This window comes from Sulfitobacter sediminis, from assembly GCF_040811725.1.
Taxonomy (GTDB): domain Bacteria; phylum Pseudomonadota; class Alphaproteobacteria; order Rhodobacterales; family Rhodobacteraceae; genus Sulfitobacter; species Sulfitobacter sediminis.
The window spans coordinates 1-26,180 of sequence record NZ_JBFNXX010000015.1 but is presented as its reverse complement, the minus strand read 5'-3'; the positions used below and the strand labels follow the sequence as shown (position 1 = coordinate 26,180).

Annotated in this window: 24 protein-coding genes and 3 tRNA genes; 14 read left to right on the top strand and 13 right to left on the bottom strand. The window is 62.5% G+C overall.

Annotated elements, in window-relative coordinates; all coding sequences use genetic code 11:
* Positions 1-405: 405 nt before the first annotated feature.
* Both acs and AB2B41_RS17325 read left to right on the top strand, forming a co-directional pair.
* Positions 406-2,364 (top strand): acetate--CoA ligase, encoded by a 1,959-nt coding sequence (acs, locus tag AB2B41_RS17330; RefSeq protein WP_367879077.1) that lies wholly within the window; start codon positions 406-408, stop codon positions 2,362-2,364.
* 138 nt (positions 2,365-2,502) lie between these two features.
* Complete coding sequence (locus tag AB2B41_RS17325; RefSeq protein ID WP_367879076.1) at positions 2,503-3,054, top strand: flavin reductase family protein; 552 nt, start codon at positions 2,503-2,505, stop codon at positions 3,052-3,054.
* An 11-nt stretch (positions 3,055-3,065) separates the two neighbouring features.
* Here AB2B41_RS17325 and AB2B41_RS17320 read toward each other — a convergent pair whose 3' ends face one another.
* The 4 genes from AB2B41_RS17320 to AB2B41_RS17305 all read right to left on the bottom strand — a co-directional run bounded on the left by AB2B41_RS17320 (position 3,066) and on the right by AB2B41_RS17305 (position 10,720).
* Positions 3,066-7,040: a translocation/assembly module TamB domain-containing protein gene (locus AB2B41_RS17320; protein WP_367879075.1), complete on the bottom strand. Its 3,975-nt coding sequence runs from the start codon at positions 7,038-7,040 to the stop codon at positions 3,066-3,068.
* Positions 7,040-8,797: an autotransporter assembly complex protein TamA gene (locus tag AB2B41_RS17315; RefSeq protein WP_367879074.1), complete on the bottom strand. Its 1,758-nt coding sequence runs from the start codon at positions 8,795-8,797 to the stop codon at positions 7,040-7,042. Before AB2B41_RS17315 ends, AB2B41_RS17320 begins: the two co-directional genes overlap by 1 nt.
* A gap of 381 nt (positions 8,798-9,178) precedes the next feature.
* Positions 9,179-9,264, bottom strand: a tRNA-Leu gene (locus tag AB2B41_RS17310).
* Between the two features lie 121 nt (positions 9,265-9,385).
* Positions 9,386-10,720 carry a peptidoglycan-binding domain-containing protein gene (locus tag AB2B41_RS17305; protein WP_367879073.1) on the bottom strand — a complete coding sequence of 445 codons (1,335 nt, stop codon included), beginning with the start codon at positions 10,718-10,720 and terminating at the stop codon, positions 9,386-9,388.
* A gap of 160 nt (positions 10,721-10,880) precedes the next feature.
* Between AB2B41_RS17305 and AB2B41_RS17300 the strand changes: the two genes are divergently transcribed.
* A complete protein-coding gene (locus tag AB2B41_RS17300; RefSeq protein ID WP_367879072.1) occupies positions 10,881-11,555 on the top strand; it encodes a DsbA family oxidoreductase in 675 nt (224 codons plus the stop codon).
* Between the two features lie 44 nt (positions 11,556-11,599).
* Positions 11,600-12,286: a lipoyl(octanoyl) transferase LipB gene (gene lipB, locus AB2B41_RS17295; protein WP_367879071.1), complete on the top strand. Its 687-nt coding sequence runs from the start codon at positions 11,600-11,602 to the stop codon at positions 12,284-12,286.
* Between the two features lie 10 nt (positions 12,287-12,296).
* On the opposite strand, the gene AB2B41_RS17290 is transcribed toward lipB, so the two are convergent.
* Entirely contained in the window at positions 12,297-12,815 is a 519-nt protein-coding gene (locus tag AB2B41_RS17290) for a flavodoxin domain-containing protein (protein ID WP_367879070.1), read from the bottom strand.
* 378 nt (positions 12,816-13,193) lie between these two features.
* Here AB2B41_RS17290 and ctaD point away from each other — a divergent pair, with 378 nt between their 5' ends.
* The 4 genes from ctaD to AB2B41_RS17270 all read left to right on the top strand — a co-directional run bounded on the left by ctaD (position 13,194) and on the right by AB2B41_RS17270 (position 16,884).
* Complete coding sequence (ctaD, locus tag AB2B41_RS17285; protein WP_367879069.1) at positions 13,194-14,867, top strand: cytochrome c oxidase subunit I; 1,674 nt, start codon at positions 13,194-13,196, stop codon at positions 14,865-14,867.
* 189 nt (positions 14,868-15,056) lie between these two features.
* A complete protein-coding gene (locus AB2B41_RS17280; protein ID WP_367879068.1) occupies positions 15,057-15,446 on the top strand; it encodes an MAPEG family protein in 390 nt (129 codons plus the stop codon).
* A 131-nt stretch (positions 15,447-15,577) separates the two neighbouring features.
* Positions 15,578-15,652 (top strand) — tRNA-Gly (locus AB2B41_RS17275).
* A 245-nt stretch (positions 15,653-15,897) separates the two neighbouring features.
* Positions 15,898-16,884: a response regulator gene (locus AB2B41_RS17270; protein ID WP_367879067.1), complete on the top strand. Its 987-nt coding sequence runs from the start codon at positions 15,898-15,900 to the stop codon at positions 16,882-16,884.
* Positions 16,885-16,933: 49 nt separating this feature from the next.
* Here the strand turns inward: AB2B41_RS17270 and AB2B41_RS17265 are convergent, their stop codons facing one another.
* Positions 16,934-17,281, bottom strand: a complete 348-nt coding sequence (locus tag AB2B41_RS17265) for a hypothetical protein (protein ID WP_367879066.1) — start codon at positions 17,279-17,281, stop codon at positions 16,934-16,936.
* Positions 17,281-17,520: an Lrp/AsnC family transcriptional regulator gene (locus AB2B41_RS17260; protein WP_367879065.1), complete on the bottom strand. Its 240-nt coding sequence runs from the start codon at positions 17,518-17,520 to the stop codon at positions 17,281-17,283. The genes AB2B41_RS17265 and AB2B41_RS17260 overlap by 1 nt, the downstream gene beginning before the upstream one ends.
* Positions 17,521-17,647: 127 nt before the next feature.
* Here AB2B41_RS17260 and hisB point away from each other — a divergent pair, with 127 nt between their 5' ends.
* Together hisB and hisH are read left to right on the top strand one after the other, a co-directional pair.
* Positions 17,648-18,235: an imidazoleglycerol-phosphate dehydratase HisB gene (hisB, locus tag AB2B41_RS17255; RefSeq protein ID WP_367879064.1), complete on the top strand. Its 588-nt coding sequence runs from the start codon at positions 17,648-17,650 to the stop codon at positions 18,233-18,235.
* Position 18,236: 1 nt separating this feature from the next.
* Positions 18,237-18,875 carry an imidazole glycerol phosphate synthase subunit HisH gene (gene hisH / locus AB2B41_RS17250; RefSeq protein ID WP_367879147.1) on the top strand — a complete coding sequence of 213 codons (639 nt, stop codon included), beginning with the start codon at positions 18,237-18,239 and terminating at the stop codon, positions 18,873-18,875.
* Positions 18,876-18,884: 9 nt separating this feature from the next.
* Here hisH and AB2B41_RS17245 read toward each other — a convergent pair whose 3' ends face one another.
* Positions 18,885-19,295: a DUF2147 domain-containing protein gene (locus AB2B41_RS17245; protein WP_367879063.1), complete on the bottom strand. Its 411-nt coding sequence runs from the start codon at positions 19,293-19,295 to the stop codon at positions 18,885-18,887.
* A gap of 73 nt (positions 19,296-19,368) precedes the next feature.
* Positions 19,369-19,764: a DUF2147 domain-containing protein gene (locus AB2B41_RS17240; RefSeq protein WP_367879062.1), complete on the bottom strand. Its 396-nt coding sequence runs from the start codon at positions 19,762-19,764 to the stop codon at positions 19,369-19,371.
* 129 nt (positions 19,765-19,893) lie between these two features.
* Here AB2B41_RS17240 and hisA point away from each other — a divergent pair, with 129 nt between their 5' ends.
* The 3 genes from hisA (at position 19,894) to AB2B41_RS17225 (ending at position 21,744) form a co-directional block, all read left to right on the top strand.
* The gene (hisA, locus tag AB2B41_RS17235; RefSeq protein WP_367879061.1) at positions 19,894-20,613 is read left to right on the top strand and encodes a 1-(5-phosphoribosyl)-5-[(5-phosphoribosylamino)methylideneamino]imidazole-4-carboxamide isomerase; all 720 of its coding nucleotides are present in this window, start codon (positions 19,894-19,896) and stop codon (positions 20,611-20,613) included.
* Between the two features lie 67 nt (positions 20,614-20,680).
* Positions 20,681-21,442, top strand: a complete 762-nt coding sequence (gene hisF, locus AB2B41_RS17230; RefSeq protein ID WP_367879060.1) for an imidazole glycerol phosphate synthase subunit HisF — start codon at positions 20,681-20,683, stop codon at positions 21,440-21,442.
* Positions 21,439-21,744, top strand: a complete 306-nt coding sequence (locus AB2B41_RS17225) for a phosphoribosyl-ATP diphosphatase (RefSeq protein WP_367879059.1) — start codon at positions 21,439-21,441, stop codon at positions 21,742-21,744. Before hisF ends, AB2B41_RS17225 begins: the two co-directional genes overlap by 4 nt.
* A gap of 101 nt (positions 21,745-21,845) precedes the next feature.
* Here the strand turns inward: AB2B41_RS17225 and AB2B41_RS17220 are convergent, their stop codons facing one another.
* From AB2B41_RS17220 to rlmB, 3 genes are all read right to left on the bottom strand, one after another.
* The gene (locus tag AB2B41_RS17220; protein ID WP_367879058.1) at positions 21,846-22,313 is read right to left on the bottom strand and encodes a CoA-binding protein; all 468 of its coding nucleotides are present in this window, start codon (positions 22,311-22,313) and stop codon (positions 21,846-21,848) included.
* 215 nt (positions 22,314-22,528) lie between these two features.
* A complete protein-coding gene (locus AB2B41_RS17215; protein ID WP_367879057.1) occupies positions 22,529-22,834 on the bottom strand; it encodes a hypothetical protein in 306 nt (101 codons plus the stop codon).
* Between the two features lie 3 nt (positions 22,835-22,837).
* Positions 22,838-23,620 carry a 23S rRNA (guanosine(2251)-2'-O)-methyltransferase RlmB gene (gene rlmB, locus AB2B41_RS17210; RefSeq protein WP_367879056.1) on the bottom strand — a complete coding sequence of 261 codons (783 nt, stop codon included), beginning with the start codon at positions 23,618-23,620 and terminating at the stop codon, positions 22,838-22,840.
* Positions 23,621-23,733: 113 nt separating this feature from the next.
* Between rlmB and AB2B41_RS17205 the strand changes: the two genes are divergently transcribed.
* Positions 23,734-23,817: transfer RNA gene (locus AB2B41_RS17205), tRNA-Tyr, on the top strand.
* A gap of 278 nt (positions 23,818-24,095) precedes the next feature.
* Here the strand turns inward: AB2B41_RS17205 and AB2B41_RS17200 are convergent.
* Positions 24,096-25,853: a recombinase family protein gene (locus AB2B41_RS17200; protein WP_367879055.1), complete on the bottom strand. Its 1,758-nt coding sequence runs from the start codon at positions 25,851-25,853 to the stop codon at positions 24,096-24,098.
* Positions 25,854-26,180 lie beyond the last annotated feature (327 nt).

The following is a 26,180-nucleotide window of genomic DNA, read 5'->3' as shown; positions in this document are numbered from 1 at the left end:
CGAAACCGACGGCCCGCTTAGAAACCCTGTCCGACTGAGGCCAAGCCACGGTCATCACAAATCCCCGGGCGCCCCACCCGACCGGGGCCGGTCGCGCAACGGGCGAAAACGACAGTCGCCGCTTTCAGAAAGAGGAGAGAACGCTTCGGAAATACCGGGCAGTAAAGCGATGGGGTACAAAGGAATTGACTGCAAATGCTCAATTTATCAGAATATTATTTAACTTCCATTTCAAGAATTTTACTGATTACATCGGCAATCGGAAAATACTTTACACCGAAACCCTCTCATCCCAGTTGCTTATTTCTTTCCCTCAAAGGGACGCTATGATCGCGCCCGAGGAGGCGCACCCCGGTGTGGATGCACGCACGAGGTGCCGAAAGACTGCCAAGGGAGAAGTGATCAATGTCCGATACTGTCGCAAAGACCTACCCGCCATCCGACGAAATGGCCGCGAACGCCCACGTCAACGCTGCCCGCTACGAAGAAATGTACAAGGCCTCTATCGACGACCCCGACGGCTTCTGGCGCGAGCAGGGCGCACGCGTGGAATGGATCAAACCCTTCACCCAGGTCAAGGACGTCGACTTCACCCTCGGCAAGGTCAAGATCAACTGGTATGCCGACGGTCAGCTCAACGTCGCGGCAAACTGCATCGATCGGCATCTTGAGACACGCGGCGATCAGACCGCCATCATCTGGGAGCCCGACAGCCCCGATGACGCGGCGCATCACATCACCTACAAGGACCTTCACCGCAACGTGAGCCGCATGGCGAACGTTTTGAAAAATCTCGGCATCGGCAAGGGCGACCGCGTGGTGATCTACCTGCCGATGATCCCCGAAGCGGCCTATGCCATGCTGGCCTGCGCGCGGATCGGGGCCATTCATTCCATCGTTTTCGCAGGCTTCTCGCCCGACGCCCTTGGGGCGCGGGTGGATGGTTGCGATGCCAAGCTGGTGATCACCTCGGACGGCGCGCCGCGCGGCGGGCGGGTCACGAACCTCAAGGACAACGTCAACAAGGCGCTCCTGAACGATTTCGACGAAGTGAAATGCCTTGTCGTACAGCGCACCGGCCAGCAGGTCGCCTGGCGTGGCGATCTGGATTTCTGGCTGCACGAAGAGCTTGAAAAGGTCTCCGACGACTGCCCACCCGAAGCCATGGACGCCGAGGACCCGCTCTTCATCCTCTACACCTCAGGCTCCACCGGCAAGCCCAAGGGCGTTGTACACACCACCGGCGGCTACCTCGTCTATGCGGCGATGACGCATGAGATCACCTTCGATTACCACGACGGCGATATCTACTGGTGCACGGCGGACGTGGGCTGGGTGACGGGCCACAGCTACATCGTCTACGGGCCGCTGGCCAATGGCGCCACCACCCTGATGTTCGAAGGCGTGCCGACCTACCCCGATGCCTCGCGCTTCTGGCAGGTTTGCGAAAAGCACAAGGTGAACCAATTCTATACCGCTCCGACGGCCATCCGCGCGCTGATGGGCCAGGGCAACGACTTTGTCACCAAGTGCGACCTTTCCAGTCTTAAGGTGCTGGGCACCGTCGGTGAGCCGATCAACCCCGAGGCCTGGAACTGGTACAACAATGTCGTCGGCGGCGGGCGCTGCCCCATCGTGGACACCTGGTGGCAGACCGAGACCGGCGGCCACCTGATGACCCCCCTGCCCGGCGCGCATGCGATGAAACCCGGTGCGGCGATGAAGCCCTTCTTTGGCATTCAGCCAAAGGTGCTGGAACCTACCAGCGCCGAGGAATTGACCAGCAACCCGGCCGAAGGCGTGCTGGTCATCGCCGACAGCTGGCCCGGACAGATGCGCACCGTCTGGGGCGATCATGAACGGTTCGAAAAGACCTATTTCGCGGATTATCCCGGCTACTACTTCACCGGCGACGGCTGCAAGCGGGACGCGGACGGCGATTACTGGATCACCGGGCGCGTTGACGACGTGATCAACGTCTCCGGCCACCGCATGGGAACGGCCGAGGTCGAAAGCGCGCTTGTCGCCCACGAAAAGGTGGCCGAGGCCGCGGTCGTCGGCTATCCGCACGCCATCAAGGGACAGGGCATCTATTGCTATGTCACCCTGATGGGCGGCCAGGAACCTTCGGACGAGCTGCGCACCGAGCTGCGCAACTGGGTCCGCTCCGAGATCGGCCCCATCGCCTCGCCCGACCTGATCCAATGGGCGCCGGGACTGCCCAAGACCCGCTCGGGCAAGATCATGCGCCGCATCCTGCGCAAGATCGCCGAGGATGATTTCGGCGCGCTTGGCGATACCTCGACACTGGCCGAACCGGCCGTGGTGGACGATCTCATCGAGAACCGGATGAACCGCAAATAGGCGATTTGCCGCAGAAAAGCACATAATCGCCGTGATCGGGACCTGTTCCTGACCCGATCGCGACTTATGTAGAGCCCCAAGGCAAAGCGCCCGCGCCCGTCAGGGTCGTGGGCGCATCTGCAGGAAAAGGGCTGCTCGATGGGCATCTATGGACAAATCAGGACCGCCGTGTCACCGCAGGACGCGATGGACAATGGCATGATCTCCTTTGAGCCTTCTGACGGCCGGGCGTTGCGCAGCGCCTTCGGGCGTTTCGGTACGGGTGTGACGGTGATCACGACCCAGACGGCGCAGGGCCCGCTGGGCATGACGGCAAATTCCTTTTCCTCCGTCTCGCTGGAGCCGCCTCTTGTCCTTTGGTCAGCCGCCTTGCGATCAAAGCGGCACAATGCCTTCGCAGAGGCACGGCATTACTGCATCCACATCCTTGCCGAGGATCAGGCGGATCTGGCCAATCATTTCGCAGGACAGGGACACGACTTCTCGGAATTCGGCTGGACCGAAGGTCCGGACGGCGCGCCGCAACTGACGGGTTGCCTCGCCGCGTTCCACTGCACGCGCTACGCGGTGCACCCGGCGGGGGATCATTCGATGATCGTTGGCCAGATCATGCATGCCTCCGAACGTCCCGGGCAGGGGGCGGGCCTGCTGTTCGACCAGGGCCGTTTCGGGACGTTTGCGCCGAAATAAGGCAGCGCCCCTCAGTAGTCCTTCTCAAAGAAAATACCGATTCCGCTGTTTCCATCCGATCCGAGCGTTGCCTTCCCCTTGAGGTTCGAGGTGATGTCGAGGTTGAGCGACACCTCACCCGTGCCATCTGACGCGGCGGTCACGTCGGTGTAGACGTTTTCGGAGATGTATTTGCCCGCACGGACGGCGGTCGCGCCACTTTCGGTCGTCGTAACGTCAAGATCGTCCAGGCCAAAGCCCTCGCGGAGGTTCGAAATCACACTGACCCCGCCGCGACCGGCCAGGGTCGCGACAGCGTTCGCAAGCTGCAGCGCCTGGAAGGGTGAGATTTCGGATATCTTCCGCCCGAACAGAAGCTGGGCCAGAACCTCGTCCTGCGGTGCCTCCGGCGTGGACTCAAAGCGTACCTCGGGCGCATCCGCCGGCCCCTCGACAATCACGCGCACTTCACCTGTTGCAGTATTCGTGGCCGAGACGAAACGGATGAAAGGCAGCAGATCGCCCTGGAACTGGATCGACCCTTCAATAAGGTCGAACCGCTGGCCGAGGATATCCAGCCGACCACGCAAGAGCGAGAACCGACCGGCCGAGATGATGCGGCGGGTGGTGCCGGTGAGCGTCAGCGCCCCACCAAGTTCGGCATCAAGGCCCCGGCCCCGTACGAAGATGCGGTTCGGCGCATTCACCCGCAGGTTCAGACCAAATCCGCCCGAACCGTTTGCAGTCGGATCATCCCCCGCCGCCGCACTGTCGAGGCCCGCTTTGCTGCGCGTGGCGATGACATCTGCGGGAGCATTGATATGGGTGATCGGCGGAATATCCCCGATGTTGGTGATCCCGGTCGACGGCACGTTGACTGTCGTTTCTCCCACATCGACCTGCCCGCTGATACGCGCGCCACCCGTGAGAGGGCCGGCAAGACTCAGATCGCCGCTGACCGAGGTCCGGTAAAGCTTCGGGTCGATCAGCACGAGGTTGTCGAGGCCGATCCGGATGTCCGCAGGCAACGAGGGTGTCAGCGAGATCGTCCCGCTCGCGGCCATGGTGCCGCCGTTTGTCGCCTGCCCCCGCACGTCCAATTGGACGCGGCTATTGGCAATGTCGACATCCGCGGAAATCCCCTGCAACGCCAGTCGCAGGTTCGGCGCGCTGAAGGTTGCATCTGCGGTGCGTATCGTGCCCGAAACAGAGGAGAGCGCCGCAGGTCCGTTGATGCTCAGGTCGAACTGCGCCTGACCCTGCAGATCACGTGGCGCAAGGAACGGACGGCTCAGCCCGAGCGGCGCTGACCCGTTCACGTCGAGGGCCAGCGTACCATCGGCATTGACCAGACCCGACGCGCGCGCCTGCGTGCCGGACGGTCCGGTGACATCGGTCTCAAGCCGCCAGGCGTTTCCTTGTTTTTGCACGTTACCAAGCACTTGCAGGGGGCCATTCACCCTATCCACGAAGGCCCCGATGTTGGGCATCTCGAAGGAGAAATCGACGTTCGCAGCAGGCCCTGTCACCACCCCGTCAACCGAGGCCAGCGCGGAATAGGGGCCGGAGGCATTGGCCGTGACGGCAATCCCGTCCGGCGTCTGCCGCAGCACGCCCTGTGCATCCAGCGGGCCCGAGACACCCGGGGCCAGGGGACGGACGTTCGGTACCGAGAGATCGAAGGTCAGCTGCATGTCCGGTCCCGTCGCCAGTCCCTCGACCTCTGCCACGGCACCATAGGGCCCCTGCGCCCGCGTATCGATGACAAAGCCACGTTCCGTCTGGCGCAGCGTGCCGGTGGCGTTCAGCGGACCGTTCACCTGCGGGACCAGCGGCTGCAGGTTGGGCAGCGCCACCTCGAAATTCACGTCGAGCGCTGGCGCAACAAGCCCCTCGACCCCCGCGCTGAGCGCATAGGGACCGGTGGCGTCGGTGTCGATCCGCCAACCCTCAGGTGTCTGGCGCAGCGTGCCCTCTGCCCGCACCGGCCCCTCGATCTGATCCGCGAAGGGTTGCACGTTCGGGATATCCGCAGTGAACCGCAACAGGGCGTCGGGCCCCGTCGCAAGGCCCTCGGCGGTCAGGGACGCGCCGTAGGGTCCGTCGCTGGCGGCGTCGATGCGCCAGCCTGCGACATCCTGCGTTGCAGTCGCCCTGACCGTCACAGGCCCCTCGTATTGCGGAACCACAAGACCGACATCCGCAAGCCTGAACCGCGCCTCCGCACGGCTGTTGCCGCTCCGCAGTTCCGCCGCGCCGGTCAGGTCCAGCGCGTCGTTCTGCAGGATCAGGTCCCGCAGAAATGTGCCATTCTCGTCGCGCCGCGCGGCGAGGCTCAGATCTGTCCGGCCCGCCAGGACCGCATCGGCCTGAGCGATGCCAAGGGCCAGATCGTCTGTGCGGCCCGCAATCTCGAGGTCGAACTGCCCGCTCAGCGGCGTGACCTGACCCGACAGAGACAGCCGGGCAGCCCCCGACAGATCCCGTCCGGCCAGCGCCGCGAAGCGCTGCAGGTCCTGTGCATCGAGCGTCGTCTCGACCTGGGTGACAAGACCTGTCGCGATTCCGTCGATGATCGCCTGCCCCGTCAGCGCGTAATCGGCACCGGAGAGGCGCAGGCCGGAAATCTCGACCGGGCGGTCCTCGAGATAGGCGATGGAAGCCCGACCATCGACACGCTCGCCCAGGGCCTGCGCCAAGCCCGGATCGGACAGTGCCAGACCGTCCGCCGCAAAGGTGACGTCGCCGTTGAACGCGCCGACGCCACCGACGTTTCCGACAAGCGTACCATTAAGCGCCAGCCGGGTCCGGCCTACTGCGACGCCTGTCATCGCAAGACCAGCGATGTCGAATCCGGCGTCTATCGCATCGCCCCCCGCCGCATCGTAGTCGATCCTGAGCGTGACCGTTTCGACCGTGGTCCCCGCGCCGCCCACCGGCAGCAGGATCGACGTACCGTCCGGATTGGCGATCTGACCGCTGATGTCGATCAGGCTTGGCCAGCGGTCCTGGTTCAGGGTGATCTTGCCGGCCAGTTCCGCTGCCTGGGCCGTCAGGGCGAAATCGCTGACCTCGATGACCCCGCTGCTTTCGAGGACCGCATCGACCCGTATGCGCAGATCTTCGCCAAAGAATTCCCGGTATCGTGGCGCCAGAAGGGCGGTGATGTCTCCACCGATATCGGCCTGCACACGCCTGTCCGGCCCTGTCGAGGCGCCCCGTACCGCCTGGGTCCCGAGGGTCACCTGCCCCGCAAGCCGGTCCTGTCCCTTGGTCCTGACCGACACATCGGCGGTGAAATCGTCAAGCGGGCCGCTGCCTTCGACGGCAAGGTCCACGTCGGGCTGACCGGGGATGCCGAGAATGCGCGCGGCCAATCCGCCCTCGCCCTCGCTCAGGCGCAAAAGAAGGTCGAGGATGCTGTCGCTGCGTTCGAAATTGGCGCGTATGACGAATTCACCCCGTTTTGCGTCCGTCCGACGCGCTTGCAGGTCGATGTCGCCCAGCGTGTCGTTGAGCGCGGCGGCGGCGGAAACCGTCAATTGCGCGGCCTCGCCGAGGATCGGTGCCCCAAGGTTGATCTCGGCCACCGAGAACTGCGCGACCTGGATCGCCACCGGCAGCTCCGGGAGACTGAAGGGCGCGGCCTCCGCATCGGGCATCGCGTCGTCCTGCGCGGCAGGCAGGCGGTCAATGTCGAGCCGCTGCGCGGTGAGGCTTTGCACTTCGAGACGCCCGCGCAGCAGCGCCGAACGGTTCCATTCCAGCACCACCTCTTCCAGCGACAGCCAGATGCCCTCGTCGTCCGAGATCGTCATCCGGTCGAGCGACGCGGATGAGCTCAGCGCGCCCTCGAACCCGTCGATGCTTACCGTTCGTCCTGCCCCGCTCAGCAATTCCTGAAGCTTCCGGGTCAGGAAGCCCTTGTCGTCTTCCTGCGCCGCGACAGTAGTCCATGACATCAGGTAGATACCGAGAACCGCAATGATATGTCCGAGAAACCGCATCAGAAGGCCTGCCCGATACCGATATAAACTTGGAAGTTCTCGTCTGTGTCCGGCCCAGAAGTTGGCACCGCCACGTCAAGCCGGATTGGCCCGATCCCGGTGTTATAGCGCAGCCCGATGCCCGCGCCGGAATGCCATTCGCCCGAGCCATCGTAGAATGCCTCAGAGCCGACGTAGCCGCCGTCAAGAAAGCCGACGAGACCGATCGTCTTGGTCACTTCCACCCGTGCCTCTGCCGAGACGCCCAGGAAACTGCGCCCGCCCACGACGTTGCCGCCGCCCAGATCGACGCCGAGCGCCTGGTAAGGCTGGCCGCGAACGGTGCCGCCCCCACCGGAATAGAAGAGGTAATCGGCGGGTGCCACGCTCAGATCAGGTCCGTAGACCGACCCCAGCTGGCCACGCAGCGCCAGCGTGACGGGCCGTGCCGTGCCGAACGTGCGATAGAAACGCGTATCGACGTAGCTGCGCAGGCCGTTGTCGGAGCCGCTCACCGCAAGGAAGGGGGTAAGGCTCGCGTTCACGTAGAAGCCCGTTTTCGGGTTCAGGTCGTTATCTCGATAGTCGAAGGTCGCGCCCAGCGGCAGGGTGAAAAGAGTGAAACGGTTCTCGCCAAAGGCATCCCGCGTCTCGGCCCGGCGCAGGCCAAGGCCCAGTGTATACGTACGGTTTTCGTTGGCGTACCGTTTGATACCCGCCCCGATGGCCGCCTGCCGTGAAAAGAAGTTCACCTCGTCAAGTTGCTCGATCCCGGCCAGCGCGTAGAAATCCGTGTCCTCGTTGAAGGTTGCAGGCCTCTCGAACCGGACGCCCAGGCGATAGTCCTCTCCGCCTGAATTGCCGCCGATCCCCTTGATCTCGGCATCAAAGCGCAGCCGTTCGGCCCCGCCCAGCAGGTTGCGGTGCAACCAGAAAGCGCTCAGCGTGAGCCCTTCGAGCGATCCAAGCTCCGCCCCGAAACCAAAGCGGCGCGGCGGCGCTTCCGTCACCTGCAAGGTGATCGGCAGGGTGTCGTTTGGCCCGATGCGCTCTGCCTCGAGAAGGGCCACCGAGTTGAACGCCCCGGTGCGCCGGAGGCGCTGCGCCGCCAGTCGCAGTTCCTGCGGTGAATAGGTTTGCCCGGTGGGCAGTCCGGCAATGTCGAGAATGCGTTTGGTGCGCACGGCACTGTTGCCTTTCACCGAAAGCACACCGAAGCGCAGTTTCGGTCCCGGCGCAAGGCGCAGGCGCGCGTTGATCGTCCGGTCCACGTGCCGCGCGGTCAGTTCCTGGCTCGCCAGTTCCGCCTTGGCATGGCCCACCGCGCGCCAGCCATCGACACCCGCCTCGACCGTGTCCTTCAGCACGCCAAGGCGCGCTGTTTCGCCTCGCGCAAAGCCAGCGGGCAGTTCTGTAGCCGGGGCAAGCGGCGCGATCTCGGCCCGGCCGAAGCGGAAGAGCGGCCCGGGATCGACAGCAATGACCGCGCGGTCGATGCGCCGGGGCGGCTGCACCGGGGGGATCGCTGCGGCATCTATGCCATCGAGCGTGATCTTGATGACCGGGCCATAATACCCGTTGTCATAGAGGACAGAGAGCAGCCGCTCGTAGTCTGCCTGCGCCGCCGACACCAGTTCCTGTGTCGACGGCTGGGTTTCTGCCGCCGCCTGCTCGACCAGCAGGGAGCCACCGCGCAACGTCTCGTAGAGCGGGCTGTCCTGCGCGACGCCGGTCAGCCTGACGTCGGCGGCATGGCCGATGGAGGCAACAAAGGTCAACGCAAGCGCAAGCCGGTGACCCGTCGCCACATTTGAAAAAACCGAATTCACTGTCGATCGCACGCCAAGCGCCCTTTGTTATGCGTTCCGACCTGCACTTTCGCAGGGCAGGCCTTCATTGCCGGGTCTTCTGCTTATCTAGATCGATCTAATGCCATGTCACCGGGATGTGCAAACGGCTTCTGAGCCTACGGCGACGCTTGTTGATGGCGAGGGCCGCATGGGACGGTTCTGCGGGCGGAAAGCAGGAAATGGAATTGAAGAAATGAGTGGAGCGGACAATCAGACAGATTTGGAGCCATCCGCCCTCATCGCTCCTTCGGCGCGACTGCCGCACGCAACTGTCTCGGGAGTGTTGGCATCTTCTTTCGGAAGTGCCAGTGGTGCGGTCGGAGAGACTCGAACTCTCACGGGTATTACCCCACAGCGACCTCAACGCTGCGCGTCTACCATTCCGCCACGACCGCATGCCATGGAAGGTAGCGGGGGTGTAGCGGGGAACGCGGGCCTTGTGAAGAGCAAAAAGCAAGGAAAAACCCCGGTCCGATTTCGGAGCCGGGGTTTCAAAATCACGAGAGCTTTCTAGTCCTACTTGCTGATCGAAAACGTTGGCAAACCAGTACCCGAGGCAGGCTGCGGCTGCGGTAGAGCCCCTGCGCCGCCCATCCGTTGCGCGGCGGCCCGGATCAGCTCGGTCCTTTCAGGTTGGCCGGGAACAAAGACCGCCGCCGCGCCGGAATCCGCCGCCGCGAGCGCGGCCTCGTACCAGCTTGCTGCCATATCCACGCGCTTCGCTGGACCGAACCCCTGGCTGAGGTGATGCCCCATCAGCTCGCCATAGACACCTTCGCCCATGGCGAAGAGCAGAAGGGCCGAGCCCAAGGCGACATCCATATTGTCGGTGCGGTAGCCAACGCCAAGGCAAATCCGTGCGGTGCCCGCCAATTGTGCAGGCGACATACCGGTTGTCAGAATGAAGGAGGAAACATCCGCCACCACGGCATCACGCGGCTTGAGTGACAATGACGACACATAGTCTTTCATGGCTGGCCCGAAACCTTCGCATTGCTGCGCGATCTGATCGGGGGTGAAACCGCTGATCTGGCTGACCAGTTCCTCCGATTTGGCGATCGCATAGGTGCGTGCGAGGCAGAACTGCTCATTGATGGCGATATTCGGGTCGGTCATGCTGGCGAGGGTCGTAAAACCGCCGTTGGTATTGGTGATGAGTGACACGGTGTTGCAATGAGACGCCAGTGAGGCCTGCGTTCCTGCACCCATGAAGTTGGGCAGCCCCGTGGACGGGGCCACCGCGGCGGCAAGACCGGCTGCACCCGCAAGCGGTGCAGCGGCAGCGACAGTTGTCGTTGGCGCCGGAACCGGTTGCGGCACCGGCTGCGGAGCGACCACAATCGTGGTCTGGGGCGCAGGCGCTCCACCGGGCGACTGCCCTGCCATTTCGGCTCTGTAGGTCTTGAGCAATCCGCGGGTTCCGTCCGGGTTCGCAGCCACCTGCTGCTGGACGGCGTAGCCACCGGCCTGAGCGCGGTTGTAGCTTGAGATCAGGAGGTTCTGTTCAAAGGCGGAAAGCTGGCCCGTCACCGGATAGCCCATGTATGCCTGATAGCGCGAGATCGCGTCGCGGCTGCGACGGCCAAGCTGGCCGTCCACCGCACCTGCATCGAAACCGAAATAATTCAGCGATGCCTGGATGTTGCGGCCTTCGTGGGTCGAGGGGATCGAGGGACGGTAGGTCTTCTTGTAGGTTCGGGTGGTGCTGCGCTGCTTCTTGGCGTTTGCGCCAACGATGCCGCCGATGATCGCGCCGGCGATGAAATCACCCGCATCGGCACGCGCCGTGTCGACCGGGACGATGGAAAGCGAAACCGCGAGCACGGCTCCTGTGATGGCTTTGAAATACATTAAGTTGCTCCGAATAATGAAAGACTCGATATATTGTGTTCAGGCTAGCACAGCTTCCTTGTGCGCCAAAGCCCGAAGACCGGGCAGATTCGGCCATTTCCCTTGAAAACGGGTGGGGAATTCCTGACTTTAAGGACTGAATGCAACGAACAGGTGACAAATGTCCGAAGCTGAAACTGCCCCTCAGGGCCCCGTGGTCCAGATCGACATCGTCTCAGACGTCATGTGCCCGTGGTGCATCGTGGGCTTCCGTCAGCTTGAACAGGCTCTCGGCAGGGTCGGTGCCGGTGCCTACATCCGCTGGCATCCGTTCGAGCTCAACCCCGCCATGCCGCCGGAGGGGCAGAACCTGGGCGAACACCTGGCCCAGAAGTATGGCACCACGCCAGAACAATCCGCCCAGAATCGAAAGATGCTGACCGACCTCGGGGCGTCTTTGGGTATTGCGTTCAATTTCACCGACCAAAGCCGTATCGTGAATACCTTTGGCGCCCATCAGCTATTGGGCTGGGCACAGACCAAGGGGCTGCAGCATCCGTTGAAACTTGCGCTGTTCGAGGCGCATTTCACCGACGGCAAGGACGTCTCGAACCCGGAGGTTCTGGTGGAGACCGCTGCCGGGGTCGGGCTGGACCCGATGGAAGCCGCGGAAATCCTGACTTCGGGCAGTCGCGCCGAAGAGACGCGCGCGCACCAGCAATTCTGGACCTCGCGCGGAATCTCGGGGGTGCCATCGATGATCTTCGATGGCCGTTACCTGCTCACGGGGGCCCAGGGTGCCGAAAAATACGCGCAGATGCTGACGAAGGTGATCAGCGAAAAGGACGCCGCCTGAACGCCCCTCTTCCTTCGCAGGCCTTGATCGCCTAAACCGCGCCCATGGTGGAATGGATCATCACGGACGGACTGACCGACTACCGCGCGGCCGAGGCCTTCATGGAGGCCCGCGTCGATGCGATTGCCGCAGGTGAAGCAGATGAGTGTATCTGGCTTGTCGAACATCCCCCGCTCTACACCGCCGGGACTTCGGCCAAGGCATCCGACCTTGTCGATCCGGACCGTTTTCCGGTCTATGAGACAAGGCGCGGCGGACAATTCACCTACCACGGTCCGGGGCAGCGGGTGGTCTATGTTATGCTCGACGTGGGCAAGCGGGGCCGCGATGTGCGGTGCTTCGTACGCGATCTCGAAACCTGGGTGATCGCGACGCTAGACCAGTTCAACCTAAGGGGCGAGATCCGGCCCGGACGGGTTGGCGTCTGGGTCCAACGGCCGGAAAAGCGTCGGCAACCCGACGGCAGCCCCGCCGAGGACAAGATCGCGGCGATCGGTATCCGCCTGCGCCGCTGGATCAGCTTTCACGGCATCAGCATCAACGTGGAACCCGAGCTCGATCATTTCGGCGGCATCGTGCCCTGCGGCATTTCCGACCACGGGGTGAGCTCATTGGTCGATATGGGCCTACCCGTCACGATGGACGATCTCGACGTCGCCCTCCGGTCGACCTTCGAAACTGTCTTCGCGCTGCCGCGGCCCAGCTTTGACAGCCCCAAGGAGGCTGTCTGACACTCTCCGTTCAGCCCGCGAAGTCTCTCAGACAGGCCGCGACCGCATCCCAATCCGTGAACTCATGGTCCGTCTCGGAGGGATCGAAGGGACGGTCGCGCATGACCACGTGCCGGATCACCTGCATGGCGAAGTAGTCGTAATGTGATGTACGCAGCGCCCCGCCCACCAGCATTTCCTCGTTCGGTGTGAACCCGGTGCGCATTTCCATCTCGGTCAGATATTCCCTTGCTTCTTCCAGGCCCTCCGGGAACGCCGCGTTCATGCTGACCGACAGCAGTAAAGTCCTGATTTTCCGGAGGTCTTCCCTGTGCGCCGTCAACAACGCCTCAAAGGTGCGCGGATGTCGGCGCTGATGAACCGAGGCCGCAAGGATCGCCGCCCCGACGCCGTCAAAGGATATTTCGGTCGGATCATCGGCATCCACCAACTCGACTCTGTGCCCAAGCTTCTCGAGTTCAGCCTCTGCGAACCGCGCGATCTTGCCGGTCTGCCCCTCGACTGTTCCGTAAATGACGAGTATTTTCATTGCGATTTCCTCCCTTTTCTTGGATCGAAGCAGCACGGGGCGGAACCGACCACTCACCAGATTTGATAGGGCGCGCGGCACCCACCGTCGTTGTTCCATGTCAAATGAGAAAGATGCGCCTGATCTACGCGTTCTCATACTCTCGCGCGACAAGGGGATTCGGCCTCTGCCCCCAGAGAACCGAGGCGCCACGCCGCCCCTCTCCCATGGGCCTGTCTTCAACCGGAAAAAATGGCTCAACCCGCGTCAAAATAACCCGTCCTGCGGCAAACCCGCCCATTGCCCCCGCGCCTGCATCCGACTAGAAGAAACACCAGTCAGCACCGCGTGTTGCCAACAGGCGCGGTGCATCAAGTCAAATATCTCAGGAGGCACCGCATGGCAGACGCAGCCATTCACGGGCACGAACATGAGGACGAACGGGGCTTCTTTACCCGTTGGTTCATGTCCACCAACCACAAAGATATCGGTATCCTGTACCTGATCGTATCAGCGATCGCCGGTTTCGTATCTGTCGCATTCACCGTCTACATGCGGCTTGAGCTGATGGATCCCGGCGTTCAGTACATGTGTCTGGAAGGCGCACGGCTATTCGCCGATGCTTCCGCCACCTGTACGCCCAATGGGCACCTGTGGAACGTGCTGATCACCGGCCACGGCATCCTGATGATGTTCTTCGTCGTGATCCCGGCGCTTTTCGGCGGTTTCGGCAACTATTTCATGCCCTTGCAGATCGGTGCGCCGGACATGGCGTTCCCGCGCATGAACAACCTCAGCTTCTGGCTCTACGTGGCCGGGACGACACTGGCGGTCTGCTCGGTTCTGTCTCCCGGCGGTAACGGTCAGGCCGGTTCCGGCGTGGGTTGGGTGCTTTATCCGCCGCTTTCCGTGAAAGAAGGCGGCATGTCCATGGACCTCGCGATCTTCGCGGTTCACGTGTCCGGTGCCTCGTCCATCCTGGGTGCGATCAACATGATCACCACCTTCCTGAACATGCGCGCGCCGGGCATGACGCTCTTCAAGGTGCCGCTGTTCTCCTGGTCGATCTTCGTGACAAGCTGGCTGATCCTGCTGTCCCTGCCGGTTCTGGCGGGTGCGATCACCATGCTGCTGATGGACCGCAACTTCGGCTTTGCCTTCTTCGATCCTGCGGGCGGCGGTGACCCGGTTCTGTACCAGCACATCCTGTGGTTCTTCGGCCACCCGGAAGTCTACATCATCATCCTGCCCGGCTTCGGCATCATCAGCCATGTCATCGCCACCTTCAGCCGCAAGCCGATCTTCGGTTACCTGCCGATGGTCTGGGCAATCATCGCCATCGGCGCGCTGGGTTTCGTCGTCTGGGCGCACCACATGTACACCGTGGGTATGACCCTGAACCAGCAGGCCTACTTCATGCTGGCCACCATGGTCATCGCGGTGCCGACCGGCGTGAAGGTGTTCAGCTGGATCGCCACGATGTGGGGCGGCTCGGTCGAGTTCAAGACGCCGATGCTCTGGGCCTTCGGCTTCCTCTTCCTCTTCACCGTTGGCGGTGTGACGGGCATCGTGCTGTCGCAGGCTGCCGTGGACCGCTACTACCACGACACCTACTACGTGGTGGCACACTTCCACTACGTGATGTCGCTCGGTGCCGTGTTCGCGATCTTCGCGGGGATCTACTTCTACTTCCCCAAGATGACCGGCCGCATGTACCCCGAATGGGCAGGCAAGCTGCACTTCTGGGCGATGTTCATCGGTGCCAACCTGACCTTCTTCCCGCAGCACTTCTTGGGGCGTCAGGGCATGCCGCGTCGTTACATCGACTATCCGGATGCATTCGCCTACTGGAACTACTGGTCGAGCTGGGGCGCGTTCCTGTCCTTCGCATCGTTCCTGTTCTTCTTTGGCGTGATGTTCTACTCGCTCCGCGCCGGTGCGCGGGTGACCGAGAACAACCCCTGGAACGAGTATGCCGACACGCTGGAGTGGACCCTGCCCTCTCCGCCGCCGGAGCATACCTTCGAAATCCTGCCCAAGCAGGAAGAGTGGGATCACAAGCACAGCCACTAAGGCGCGCTGAAAAAAACCGAGAAAAGGCCCCAACGGCGGTTGGGGCCTTTTCTTTTTCGCAGCGTCCATGAGGTCACGGTCCTGCGAAAGAGATACTGTGGCGCAACGTCAGTTGCGTTCACACTGGAAAGTGCCGGTACTTTCGTCATTCTGGCGGCGACGCTGACAAAGGATCGAAGGACACCCGCGATGCCCCTGACCATCACCCCGATCTACGCCGCGCTTGCCGCGCTGCTTTTTCTCGTGCTCAGCTGGCGGGTCATTCTCTACCGCCGCGCAAATGTCATCTCGCTGGGGGACAAAGGCGACAAGAACCTGCTCAAGCGCATGCGCGCACAGGCGAATTGGGCCGAATACACGCCCATCGCCCTGATCCTGCTGGCCCTGACCGAAGCGAACGAGGCGCCGGCCCTCGTGCTGCATGCGCTTGGCCTCGCATTGCTGTTCGGACGTATGCTGCACGCCTGGGGCTTCGCCTCGACCCCGCAAAAGATCATCCTGCGACAGATCGGGATGGCGCTCACACTTGGCATGATCGCCCTCTCCGCTCTCGGACTTCTGGGGCACGCTCTGATCTGAACAGGTCACGTTCGCCGGACGGCGGCATGCTGGCCGCACCCGTGCCAGAAATCGAAAAATTTTTGCACAGGCAGCGGATTTCCCTCTTGCACGCAACCGCCGGGATGGGTATCTCCCCCTCACCCAAGGATGCGGGCGTAGCTCAGGGGTAGAGCATAACCTTGCCAAGGTTAGGGTCGGGCGTTCGAATCGCCTCGCCCGCTCCAATTGGGACCTGCCAGCCCCGGCAGATGATGCAAAGACCGCCATCGGCGGTCTTTTGCCGTTTTGGGCTTCCCCCGATTGCGTGCAGGTCCTTTTGCCGCGATTTCGGCAAGCTGCCCCCATATCTCCGGCATAATCATGCAATTTCGACGAAAACCCGTCATATTATTGCCGGTTTCGCACGTTCTTATCCACAGACAAGGTTCGCGACTGATCGGGAGCCGGAACGTTCTGGATAGGTGCCCCTATGAGATTGCTTGCAGTAGACGATGATCCCCTGATCCTTGATCTTTTACCGATCGTGTTCCGGCAGGCGAACTTGCCGCAGATCACCGTGGCCTCCTCCGGACCGGATGCACTGGAGATGCTGAGCGACCCAGAGACCGAGGTTGACGGGCTTATCCTTGACATCGAAATGCCCGAGATGACCGGCATCGAGTTGTGCCGCAAGATCCGCGCGATGCCTCGCTATCGCCACACACCGATCCTCATGCTTACCTCCGTATCCGACAGCACCCGGATCGAGCGGGCATTCGCCGCAGGTGCGGACGACTACATCACCAAGCCCTTCGATGTGAAGGAGATCGCCACCCGCGTGCGCGTCGCCGAACGCATGACGGAAAAATCCGTCAATGCCCCGGTGCTCGACCCCGAACAGCGAAGTGAGAACGCCGTAGAAGGCCGCCACCATTTCGACATCACCGAACCCGTACGGCTGGTCGGTGCCGAGAAACTGATCCTGCCCTTCGCGCTTGGCAATTACCTGTCCCAGCTTTCGCGCCGGTACCTTGACGACTGTTCGATCTTCGCTCTGCGGATCACCGACATCGACCATGTTTTCGCCTCCTGCAAGACCCATGAATACGCCCGCGCGCTCGCCGGGATGGTATCGGCCGTGAATCGTGTGGTCGCCTGCCCCAACCTGCTGATGGCCTATGAGGGCGACGGCATGTTCCTGTGCATCACGCAGGGCAAGGAGCCCCCCGCATGGCCCGAGATCGAGGACATGATCCTCGAAGCACTGTCGGAAGAGAACATCTGCTTCGACGACGGCCATCCGATCCGCATCGACATCGCCGTTGGCAACCCCGTCACCCCGAACGCAAGCCGCAACCAGCGCGTCAAGAAGACCTTCGACCGCGCCAAGGACCGCGCCTTCAACCGCGAGAAGATCAAGAACAGGCAACACGGCAAATCGGCCAAGGCCGGCGGCCCCGGCAAGTTCCTCTCTTGACAAGGACACCGCACCTGAAACGGGGAAGGGGCCGACCCGGTCCCTGGCCTCAGTTGATCGGGAACTGCCGCAGGCAGCGGGCGGCATTCTTCTGATAATCCTCCAGCGTGTCCGGCACGCTACGCCTGTCGCGCATGATCGCCATGGCCGTCTTCTTCTGCGCCCAGGTACCGCTCACATGACGCTCGAGGATCAGAATGGTGATCTCCAGCATCACCTCTTTCTCCGCCTCTTCAATCATGCCCGCCCGCCACAGCGCCACCGCTGTCAGCGCCAGCGTATTGGCACAGCGCAGCGCGGCTGCTTCCTCCCCGGCGTAGGTGCGCTGGCTTAGCGCAGCTCCAGGCGGGGCAAGGAAAAGAACGGAAAGCGCCGCGGCGGCCAGCCAGTGCCGCATCAGAAAACCTTGAAGGTCATCGTCGTGAGCGACCTCTCGATCCCCTCAATATCCAGCAGCTTGTCATTGATGAACTTGCCCACATCCTCGCCCTTCGGGATGTAGACCTTCATCAGCAGATCGTATTCCCCGGACGTGGAGTAAAGCTCCGAGTGGATTTCGCGCAGTGCGATGTCCTCGGCCACCTTGTAGGTGGTTCCCGGTCTGCAGCGTATCTGGATAAACACACAGGTCGTCATGGGGCCCTCATCAGGTCGTTCATGCCACGGTCGCACATGGTCCTGCCCCCCGCAATGGCGATCTGGCTTGGCCTGCCGGGCGGGGCTGCTATAAGGGCCGCGACCAACCGCCGCCGGAGCCCACCCCATGCGCAGCACCAGCCTGACCCGCACCACCGCAGAGACGGATGTGAGCGTCGAGATCAATCTCGACGGCACCGGTGCCTACGACAATCAGACCGGGGTCGGCTTCTTCGATCATATGCTCGATCAGTTGGCGCGCCATTCGCTGATCGACATGACGATCCGCGCCAAGGGCGATCTGCACATCGACGATCACCACACGGTCGAGGACGTGGGCATCACACTTGGCCAGGCCCTGACCAAGGCGCTTGGCGACAAGCGCGGTATCCGACGCTATGGCGCTTGCCTGCTGCCCATGGATGACGCGCTGGTGCGTACGGCACTCGATCTGTCAGCCCGCCCCTTCCTGATCTGGAACGTCGATATGCCGACCTCCAAGATCGGCACCTTCGATACCGAGCTCGTGCGCGAATTCTTCCAGGCGCTCAGCACCCACGGGGGTATCACCCTGCACGTGGACATGTTGCACGGTTTGAACAGCCATCACATCGCTGAGGCGGCGTTCAAATCCGTCGCCCGCGCCCTGCGCGAGGCGGTCGAGGTCGACCCGCGCAAGGCCGATGCCATCCCGTCGACGAAGGGTGCGCTTTGACGTGCTGACCGCGATCATCGACTACGAATCTGGCAACCTGCATTCCGCCCACAAGGCCTTCGAGCGCATGGCGCGCGAGGTCGGTGCCGGCGATGTCACGGTCACGGCCGATGCCGACGTGCTGGCAAGCGCCGACCGGATCGTCTTGCCGGGCGACGGCGCCTTTCCCGCCTGCATGGCCGCGCTCAAGGGCTCAGGCGGGCTCTACGACGCCATGGTCGAGGCCGTCACGGTCAAGGCCCGCCCCTTCCTCGGTATCTGCGTCGGCATGCAGCTGATGGCCTCCATGGGGCGCGAGTACGAGGACACGCAGGGCCTCGACTGGATCGCCGGAGAGGTCACGCGGATCACCCCCTCCGATCCGTCGCTCAAGGTGCCGCACATGGGTTGGAACGACCTGATTGTCGATCACGCCCACCCTGTCTTCGCCGATCTCAAGACCGGCGATCACGCCTATTTCGTGCATTCCTATCACATGGTGGTCGAAAACCCCGCCGAGCGGCTGGCCCATGTGGACTACGGCGGCGACGTCACCGCGATCATCGGGCGCGACAATATGCTGGGAACCCAGTTCCACCCTGAAAAAAGCCAGACGACCGGCCTGCGCCTGATCGCCAATTTCCTGACCTGGACCCCCTGACCCCCCGCGTCAGCGGATGCGCTGCCAGACCTGCGCGCTGCATTTCTCTTCGTCGCAGACCTCCAGCCGCAACTCCCGTCCAACCACCGTCGCCCGCGACTGCAGATAACGGTGCGCGCGCGGTCCGCGGTATTCCCCGAAGAAACTGCCGTCGGGCTGTGCCCGCATCTCCCAGAGCACCTTGTCGCCCACCGCATTCGACGGCGCGTCGAATCCTGCCCGGTTCTTGGCCCGCTCCACCCTGCCGCACAGCGCGTTACCGCAGCGCCGCGTGCGGACGTGGAGGATGACCCCGGCGAAATCCGGCTCCGTCTCCCAAAGGCCGCGCGGCACCTCGATCTGTCCCTCCGCCTGCGCCAGGGCCGCCGAGGGCAGGCACAGCGCGGCAAGCAAAATGACACGACGCAATAACCCGCTCATCACCAAGCCCCGGAAACGACAAAAGACGCGACCACCCTAGGCTGGACGCGCCTTTTCTTCAACGATTGCAGGCTTACTTGACCCGCTTCCACTTCCCGCCCGAGCGGCAAATGCCCAGCACGCAGCCTTTCACGTCAAGCGAATTGCCCGACAGAACAAGCTGACCGTTGTAGGTCTTGTCTCGGTCCGGTGAATAGACCTTGCCCCCGCCGTACTTACCGCCGCCCTCGTTCTGCATGTCCCAGATCAGCTTGCGGCCCTGGTTGGCGGATTTGAACGCCTTGCCGGACGAATCGAAAGACTGAACCAGCGTCCCGCAGATCGCATTCCCGCATTCGGAAATCTGTATCTGGCCCGAATTGCCGTTGTCATCGGCGATGGTCTGCCAGGTGCCAACGATCGGATCGGCGGCCAGCGCGGCGCCTCCCATCACAAGGGTCATCGCGGCGGCCGTCAAAAGAGTTCTCATGTGCTCCTCCCTGTTGTCGCGGGCAGTCTTCCCGCTTGCAACCGATCTGGCAAGCGTGCCCTTGCGTCGCGTTGCAAATCGTGACGTGACGTGCAAAACCGCGCCCGACAGCTACCGAAAGCCCCGCCCATGATCCTTTTCCCCGCCATCGACCTCAAGGACGGACAGGCCGTGCGCCTCGTTCACGGCGACATGGAGAAATCCACCGTCTTCAACGACGACCCCGCTGCGCAGGCCCGCAGCTTTGTCGAGGCCGGCTGCCAGTGGCTGCACCTTGTCGATCTGAACGGCGCATTTGCCGGTGAGCCGGTGAATGCCGCCCCGGTCGAGGCAATCCTGGCGTCCTGTGACGTGCCCGCGCAACTGGGCGGCGGCATCCGCGACATGGCGACCATCGAGCGATGGCTCGACAAGGGCCTCGCGCGCGTCATCCTCGGAACGGTCGCGGTCGAAAACCCCGGTCTTGTCCGCGAAGCCGCACGTGCCTTCCCCGGCCAAGTCGCCGTGGGCATTGACGCCCGCAACGGCAAGGTGGCCACCAAGGGCTGGGCCGAGGAAACCGACGTCGATGCCACAGACCTCGCCAAATCCTTCGAAGACGCGGGCGTGGCCGCGATCATCTACACCGACATCCTCCGCGACGGCGCGATGGGTGGCCCCAACATCGAGGCGACAGCAGCCCTCGCCCGTGCCGTCTCGATCCCCGTGATCGCCTCGGGTGGCGTCTCCTCCCTCGACGACCTCACCGCCCTCAAGGAAACCGGCGTGATTTCGGGCGCCATCTCCGGCCGCGCGCTTTACGACGGCGCCATCGACCTTGCCGAAGCCCTCCGGGCGCTGTCCTCCTAGGCTTCATCTTTCCAATACAACTCACACCCGGCTTGCCACCCGACCCGCCGCTGCCATAAAGAACACCATGCTCAAGACCCGCATCATCCCCTGCCTCGACGTGGCCGACGGCCGCGTGGTCAAGGGCGTGAATTTCGTCGGCCTACGCGACGCGGGCGATCCCGTCGATGCCGCCATCGCCTATGATGCCGCGGGCGCGGATGAACTCTGCTTTCTCGACATCCACGCCACCCATGAAAATCGCGGCACCATGTTCGACCTCGTGCAGCGCACGGCGGAGCATTGCTATATCCCTCTGACCGTGGGCGGCGGCGTGCGCACCGTGCAGGACGTGCGCGCCCTGCTGCTCGCCGGGGCCGACAAGGTCAGCTTCAACTCCGCCGCCGTCGCCAACCCCGATGTGATCGCCGAAGCCGCCGATCAGTTCGGCAGCCAGTGCATCGTCTGCGCCATCGACGCCAAGACCGTCAGCCCCGGCAAATGGGAGATTTTCACCCACGGCGGCCGCAAACCTACCGGTATCGATGCGGTCGAATTCGCCAAAATCGTGACCGCCAAGGGCGCCGGAGAGATCCTGCTCACCTCCATGGACCGCGACGGAACCAAGCAGGGCTTCAACCTGCCCCTCACCCGCGCGATTGCCGATGCCGTCGATGTCCCGGTGATCGCCTCGGGTGGCGTCGGCAACCTCGACCACCTGGTTGATGGCGTCATCGAAGGGCACGCCTCCGCCGTTCTGGCTGCCTCGATCTTCCATTTCGGCGAATACACCATCGCCGAGGCCAAGGCCCATATGGCCGCCGCAGGCATTCCGATGAGGCTCACATGACGCTCGACGATCTATTCGCCACCATCCTCGCCCGAAAGGACGCCGACCCTGCAAGCAGCTGGACCGCGCAACTGCTCGCCAAGGGCCCCGAGAAATGCGCCGAGAAATTCGGAGAGGAAGCCGTCGAGGCCATCATCGAGGCGGTGAGGGACGACAAAGCCGCGCTGACCTCCGAGGCCGCCGACGTCCTCTATCACCTGCTGGTCCTGCTGGCCGCGCGGGACGTTCCGCTTTCTGCGGTGATGGACGAACTCGCCCGTCGCCAATCGCAATCGGGGATTGCGGAAAAAGCCGCGCGCTGAGGTCCCTCTTTCTGGCTCAAGAAAGTCCCGGCAGAGTCAGCATTGCTGACTGGGCGGAGTCCCCGAATAAAGGGAGTCGCGCCCCAGACGCGTCCGCCGGATCACAGCTTGCTCGAAATGATCCCGGTGGCGAATCCACCCATCCGCAGCTCGCCGAAGAGCCGCTGGTATTCGATCTTTGGACAACGGTTCTGGATCACCGTCACCCCCCGCGCCTCCGCCTTGGCCGCCGCCTCGGCATGTTCCACACCGATCTGCATCCAGATCGTCTGCAGATCGGGAAAAACCTCCAATGCCTCATCCACGATCTCCGGCACCGCCTCGGACCGCCGAAAGATGTCGACCATGTCCACAGGGCCTTCGATCTCGGAAAGCGAGGCGACGATCTTCTTGCCAAAAAGCGTCTCGCCGGCGTGCACCGGGTTAACAGGCACCACGTCGAATCCCTTGAGCCCCAGATAGCGTGCCACGAAATAGCTGGCGCGCACCGGGTTCATCGAAACGCCCACGACCGCCACGCGCTTGGCGCGGTTCAGAACATCGCGCAGAAGTTTGTCATCGTAGTTCATGTGCGAACCCTAGCCTGCACCGGGCCGGAAAAAAAGCGCCCCAAGGCGAACCCGAGGCGCAAGAGTGTGGAACGAGGGACAGTTAGAGGCAGAGGGGAGTTCCAAAACCCCTTCGCCTCACCTCCAAATATGTACGGGGTTGCCTCCATAAAAGGGCAATCCCGAGAATGTGAACAAGACAGGAAAAGCATCGTCAGCCGCCGGTGTCCGCCCCGTCAGTCGAATATATCCTCGACAAGGTCAAAGACCTCCTCAGCGATCTCCTTCAACCAGTTCTTTCGATCCTTGCGTCTGCGGGGCTTGGAAGAAAGCCGCGCGGTTGGCTTGTTCGGAAACCTGCGGGGTGAGGGGTGGTGACTGACGGCGGGTTCGGGAGACGGTCGTGACGCGGGCATCATCTTGAGCACGCTCAGGGGCGCACCACAGCTTGCGCAGGCCAGCTCATGCCGCTGTCTGTCGAGCTTCAGTGCGGAACGGCTGCCGCAGTAGCAGCAGGTTGCAATCTTGGTCGGATAGCCCATGGCTCAGCCCCTTGCAGGTAGTCTCACTGCATATAGGGCGATGGCCGCGGCATTGGAGACATTGAGCGAGCCGAATTTCCCCGTCGCGTCGATCCGTACCAATGCGTCCACCGTTTCGCGGGTCTTTGCCCTCAGGCCCGGCCCCTCGGCGCCGAGGACCAGCGCAATCGGCCTGTCCCGCCGTCCCTCGACGGCCTCCTCGATGCTCTGCGTGGCCTCCCCGGCCAGCCCGAAGACCAGATACCCCATGTCCTGCAGACTGCGGATCGCGTCCGCGAGGTTGCGCACCCGCAGATAGGGCTGCCGCTCCAGCGCGCCCGAGGCGCTCTTGGCCAGTGCGCCGGTTTCCGGTGCCGAATGGTGTCGCGTGCCGATCACCGCCGACGCCCCCAGCACCTCGGCCGAGCGCAGGATCGCTCCGACGTTATGCGGATCCGTCACCCGGTCGAGCATCAGAACCCGAGGGGCCGCATCTCCGATGCAGACATCCTCAAGCCGCCCCCAGTCGAGCGGTTTGACCTCCAGCGCGGCCCCCTGGTGGACCGAGCCCGGATCGATGGGCGGACGAAACTTGCGTGGATCGACAACCTGCGGCTCAATCCCCGATGCGGCAACCGCATCCTCCAGCTTGGCCAGAGCATTCGGCGTGACCATCAGCGTCAGTTTCTCGCGTGCAGGGTTCATCAGCGCATCGCGCACCGCGTGCAGCCCGAAAAGCCAGACCGTCGTATTGGCCTCGGCCTTCTTCTCCTGCTCTTTCTGGATCACCCACTTGGGTTTTTTCATGGCCCTATCCCCGCTCGGCCCCTGCCGGAAAATGCCGCGCATTTTGCCTTGACGCCCCTCAGGCCCGCTTGTAATCACGCCTCCACGTTCAGCGCAATGCGCATGAGCACAGTGGGCGACAGGCCGCAAGGTGTGGCAGGGGACTGTAACTCCCTCGCGGAGACGCACGCCTGGTTCGATTCCAGGGTCGCCCACCATTCTCCCTCAACAGTACCACCTCTTGAGTGTCGCAAACCTTTTGCGCTGGTTCCGGCCGGTCGATCCCCCGGATCGACCCTGCGCCCGACCCGATGGCGGGTGCCACCTGCGGTTCCCTCGCGGAGACGCACGCCTGGTTCGACTCCAGGGTCGCCCACCACTCAGTCTCCACAAAACCATACCGGACACACCTTCTCTGGATAGTGGTTATTTATCAGAGAGTTACGAGGGGTGGTGGCGGTAGAGACTTCGCATTTGGTCTCTGTTCTGAGCCATTTCAGCGCGATATAGGCAGAAGTCTCAGTGGCGCATTCGCGCGTGAGGTCTCGGGGCAGGCCTGGATGCTCTTTTGATGCGGAAAGCCCAGAATCTTCCGCTGTTCATGCCAGTCCAGCGGCAGTTCCGGAAGGCTACGCAACTTCTTTGCTGTGAGATGTTGTGGCTGACGGCCTTCGAGAATGGCCGTTGAGATATCCGGTGCCAGCCAGGCAAGTGGCAGGATGCGACTAACCGATCCACTTCGGAGCCCTTCGCGGTCTTCAATCTGGCGGACGGTGCTGGACTTGCCTTCCAGCAACTCGCCGCCCCATCTCCTCGCATCAGCGACAAGGTTGATGAGGTCTTGGTCTGGCTGCGGTGCATCTGGCGGCGCAATGACGATCGGCTTCGCCCGACCGTTCTGACGCTTCTTGAATGAGAACTCCAAGGCGGCATGAACCAGACGCTGGGTTGTTTCAGATGACAGCAAAGCACCCAGATTGATCTGAACAAGAAACCGCCGCTTTGTTACATCAATGCGATCGATCAACCCGCTGAGATGCTCAGATACTGAGTCGTCATTTGTTGCCTCGGCTTGGGCACACAAGGCATCCGCCGCCGCGAGGATCTCCGGGAACGAACTAGGATCAAGATCGACCGTCGATCCAATTTGCTGGGTCAGCCAGATCTTATCCGCCAAGTGGTTGATGATCGCACTGAGAACCATCCGCTCGACTTCTTCGGCCGGAAAACGTTCGATACGGCATTGGTCGTCTGAACTGGTTGGCTTGGATGTGTAATACCAGTACCGCCGCGATTGTTCTGTTCCGCCAGAGCGCTTCGACTTGATGGCGTAGGTCGTGCGCATCAAGCGGCCCTTGGAATCATAGAGAACCCCATCCAGCAGGCGCTTCGCCGACCGTCGGGACGCGCTGATCTTCTTGCCACCGTGGTCTGTGAGTTGGTCCTGCACCTTCTGCCAGGTGACACTATCGATGATCGCCTCGTGCAACCCTTCATAGAGCTCGTTCTTGTGACGGGTCTTGCCGATGTAGATGGGGTTGCGCAGGATGTTGTAGAGCGCACCACGAGAGAAAGACGTACCTCCCGTCGTGCGCCCGTACCGGTCGGTCCGGCGTTTGCTTACGATACTGAGCACGTCGAGCCTGTCGGACAGTTGGCGTACCGATCCGGCCGCCAGATACTCAGCAAATATGGTGCGGATCGCTTCGGCCTCAACCGGGTTAACAACCAAGGCTTTGTCGTTGACGTCATACCCCATTGGCACCGCGCCCCCCATCCAGATCCCCTTACGTTTGGAAGCTGCAACCTTGTCCCGGATACGCTCAGCCGTCACCTCGCGCTCGAACTGTGCGAATGACAATAGGACGTTTAGGGTCAGGCGACCCATAGACGATGTCGTATTGAAGGCTTGGGTGACCGACACGAACGACACCCCTGCCCCGTCGAAGAGATCGACCATCTTCGCAAAGTCCGCCAGCGACCGGGTCAGGCGGTCAACTTTGTATACGACGATGACGTCGACGCGGCCTGCCTCAACATCGTTGAGCAATTGTACAAGTCCAGGTCGGTCCATGGATCCGCCGGAGAACCCGCCATCGTCATAGCGATCAGAGAGCTCTGCCCAACCTTCGTGCTTTTGGCTGAGGATATAGGCCGCGCAGGCTTCCCGCTGCGCATGCAGCGAGTTGAAGTCCTGCTCCAGCCCCTCCTCGGTCGACTTGCGGGTGTAGATTGCGCAGCGTTGGCGGATCATGGCTTTGCGACCTCGCGCAAACCAAAGAACTTGGGCCCGTTGCGGCTGGTCCCGGTCATCGCCCGTCCTTTCGGCACATATTGCGTCGCGCCGGTTATCGCTTGAAACACGCTGCCCCAAGCCTGGTTCACGGTAGATCAGCGCGGCCTTGGTGCGTCTCAGTGCGACGGACGTTTAATCAAAAGGTTACACCAGTATTCGAAAGAAAGCCCTTTGAATACTTCTGAGAACTCAACTGTCCTCATAGATCTGTCTAGCCCCCACGGACTGGGCCACTTCTTTGTAGAGTCTCGGGCATTGGCGGTCGCATGTTGAGCGCCTGGTGCG

Coding starts and splice junctions, on each gene's coding strand:
- acs (WP_367879077.1), top strand. CDS start 406: ATGTCCGATACTGTCGCAAAGACCTACCCGCCATCCGACGAAATGGCC.
- AB2B41_RS17325 (WP_367879076.1), top strand. CDS start 2,503: ATGGGCATCTATGGACAAATCAGGACCGCCGTGTCACCGCAGGACGCG.
- AB2B41_RS17320 (WP_367879075.1), bottom strand. CDS start 7,040: ATGCGGTTTCTCGGACATATCATTGCGGTTCTCGGTATCTACCTGATG.
- AB2B41_RS17305 (WP_367879073.1), bottom strand. CDS start 10,720: ATGTATTTCAAAGCCATCACAGGAGCCGTGCTCGCGGTTTCGCTTTCC.
- AB2B41_RS17300 (WP_367879072.1), top strand. CDS start 10,881: ATGTCCGAAGCTGAAACTGCCCCTCAGGGCCCCGTGGTCCAGATCGAC.
- lipB (WP_367879071.1), top strand. CDS start 11,600: ATGGTGGAATGGATCATCACGGACGGACTGACCGACTACCGCGCGGCC.
- AB2B41_RS17290 (WP_367879070.1), bottom strand. CDS start 12,815: ATGAAAATACTCGTCATTTACGGAACAGTCGAGGGGCAGACCGGCAAG.
- ctaD (WP_367879069.1), top strand. CDS start 13,194: ATGGCAGACGCAGCCATTCACGGGCACGAACATGAGGACGAACGGGGC.
- AB2B41_RS17280 (WP_367879068.1), top strand. CDS start 15,057: ATGCCCCTGACCATCACCCCGATCTACGCCGCGCTTGCCGCGCTGCTT.
- AB2B41_RS17270 (WP_367879067.1), top strand. CDS start 15,898: ATGAGATTGCTTGCAGTAGACGATGATCCCCTGATCCTTGATCTTTTA.
- AB2B41_RS17265 (WP_367879066.1), bottom strand. CDS start 17,281: ATGCGGCACTGGCTGGCCGCCGCGGCGCTTTCCGTTCTTTTCCTTGCC.
- AB2B41_RS17260 (WP_367879065.1), bottom strand. CDS start 17,520: ATGACGACCTGTGTGTTTATCCAGATACGCTGCAGACCGGGAACCACC.
- hisB (WP_367879064.1), top strand. CDS start 17,648: ATGCGCAGCACCAGCCTGACCCGCACCACCGCAGAGACGGATGTGAGC.
- AB2B41_RS17245 (WP_367879063.1), bottom strand. CDS start 19,295: ATGAGCGGGTTATTGCGTCGTGTCATTTTGCTTGCCGCGCTGTGCCTG.
- AB2B41_RS17240 (WP_367879062.1), bottom strand. CDS start 19,764: ATGAGAACTCTTTTGACGGCCGCCGCGATGACCCTTGTGATGGGAGGC.
- hisA (WP_367879061.1), top strand. CDS start 19,894: ATGATCCTTTTCCCCGCCATCGACCTCAAGGACGGACAGGCCGTGCGC.
- hisF (WP_367879060.1), top strand. CDS start 20,681: ATGCTCAAGACCCGCATCATCCCCTGCCTCGACGTGGCCGACGGCCGC.
- AB2B41_RS17225 (WP_367879059.1), top strand. CDS start 21,439: ATGACGCTCGACGATCTATTCGCCACCATCCTCGCCCGAAAGGACGCC.
- AB2B41_RS17220 (WP_367879058.1), bottom strand. CDS start 22,313: ATGAACTACGATGACAAACTTCTGCGCGATGTTCTGAACCGCGCCAAG.
- AB2B41_RS17215 (WP_367879057.1), bottom strand. CDS start 22,834: ATGGGCTATCCGACCAAGATTGCAACCTGCTGCTACTGCGGCAGCCGT.
- rlmB (WP_367879056.1), bottom strand. CDS start 23,620: ATGAAAAAACCCAAGTGGGTGATCCAGAAAGAGCAGGAGAAGAAGGCC.
- AB2B41_RS17200 (WP_367879055.1), bottom strand. CDS start 25,853: ATGATCCGCCAACGCTGCGCAATCTACACCCGCAAGTCGACCGAGGAG.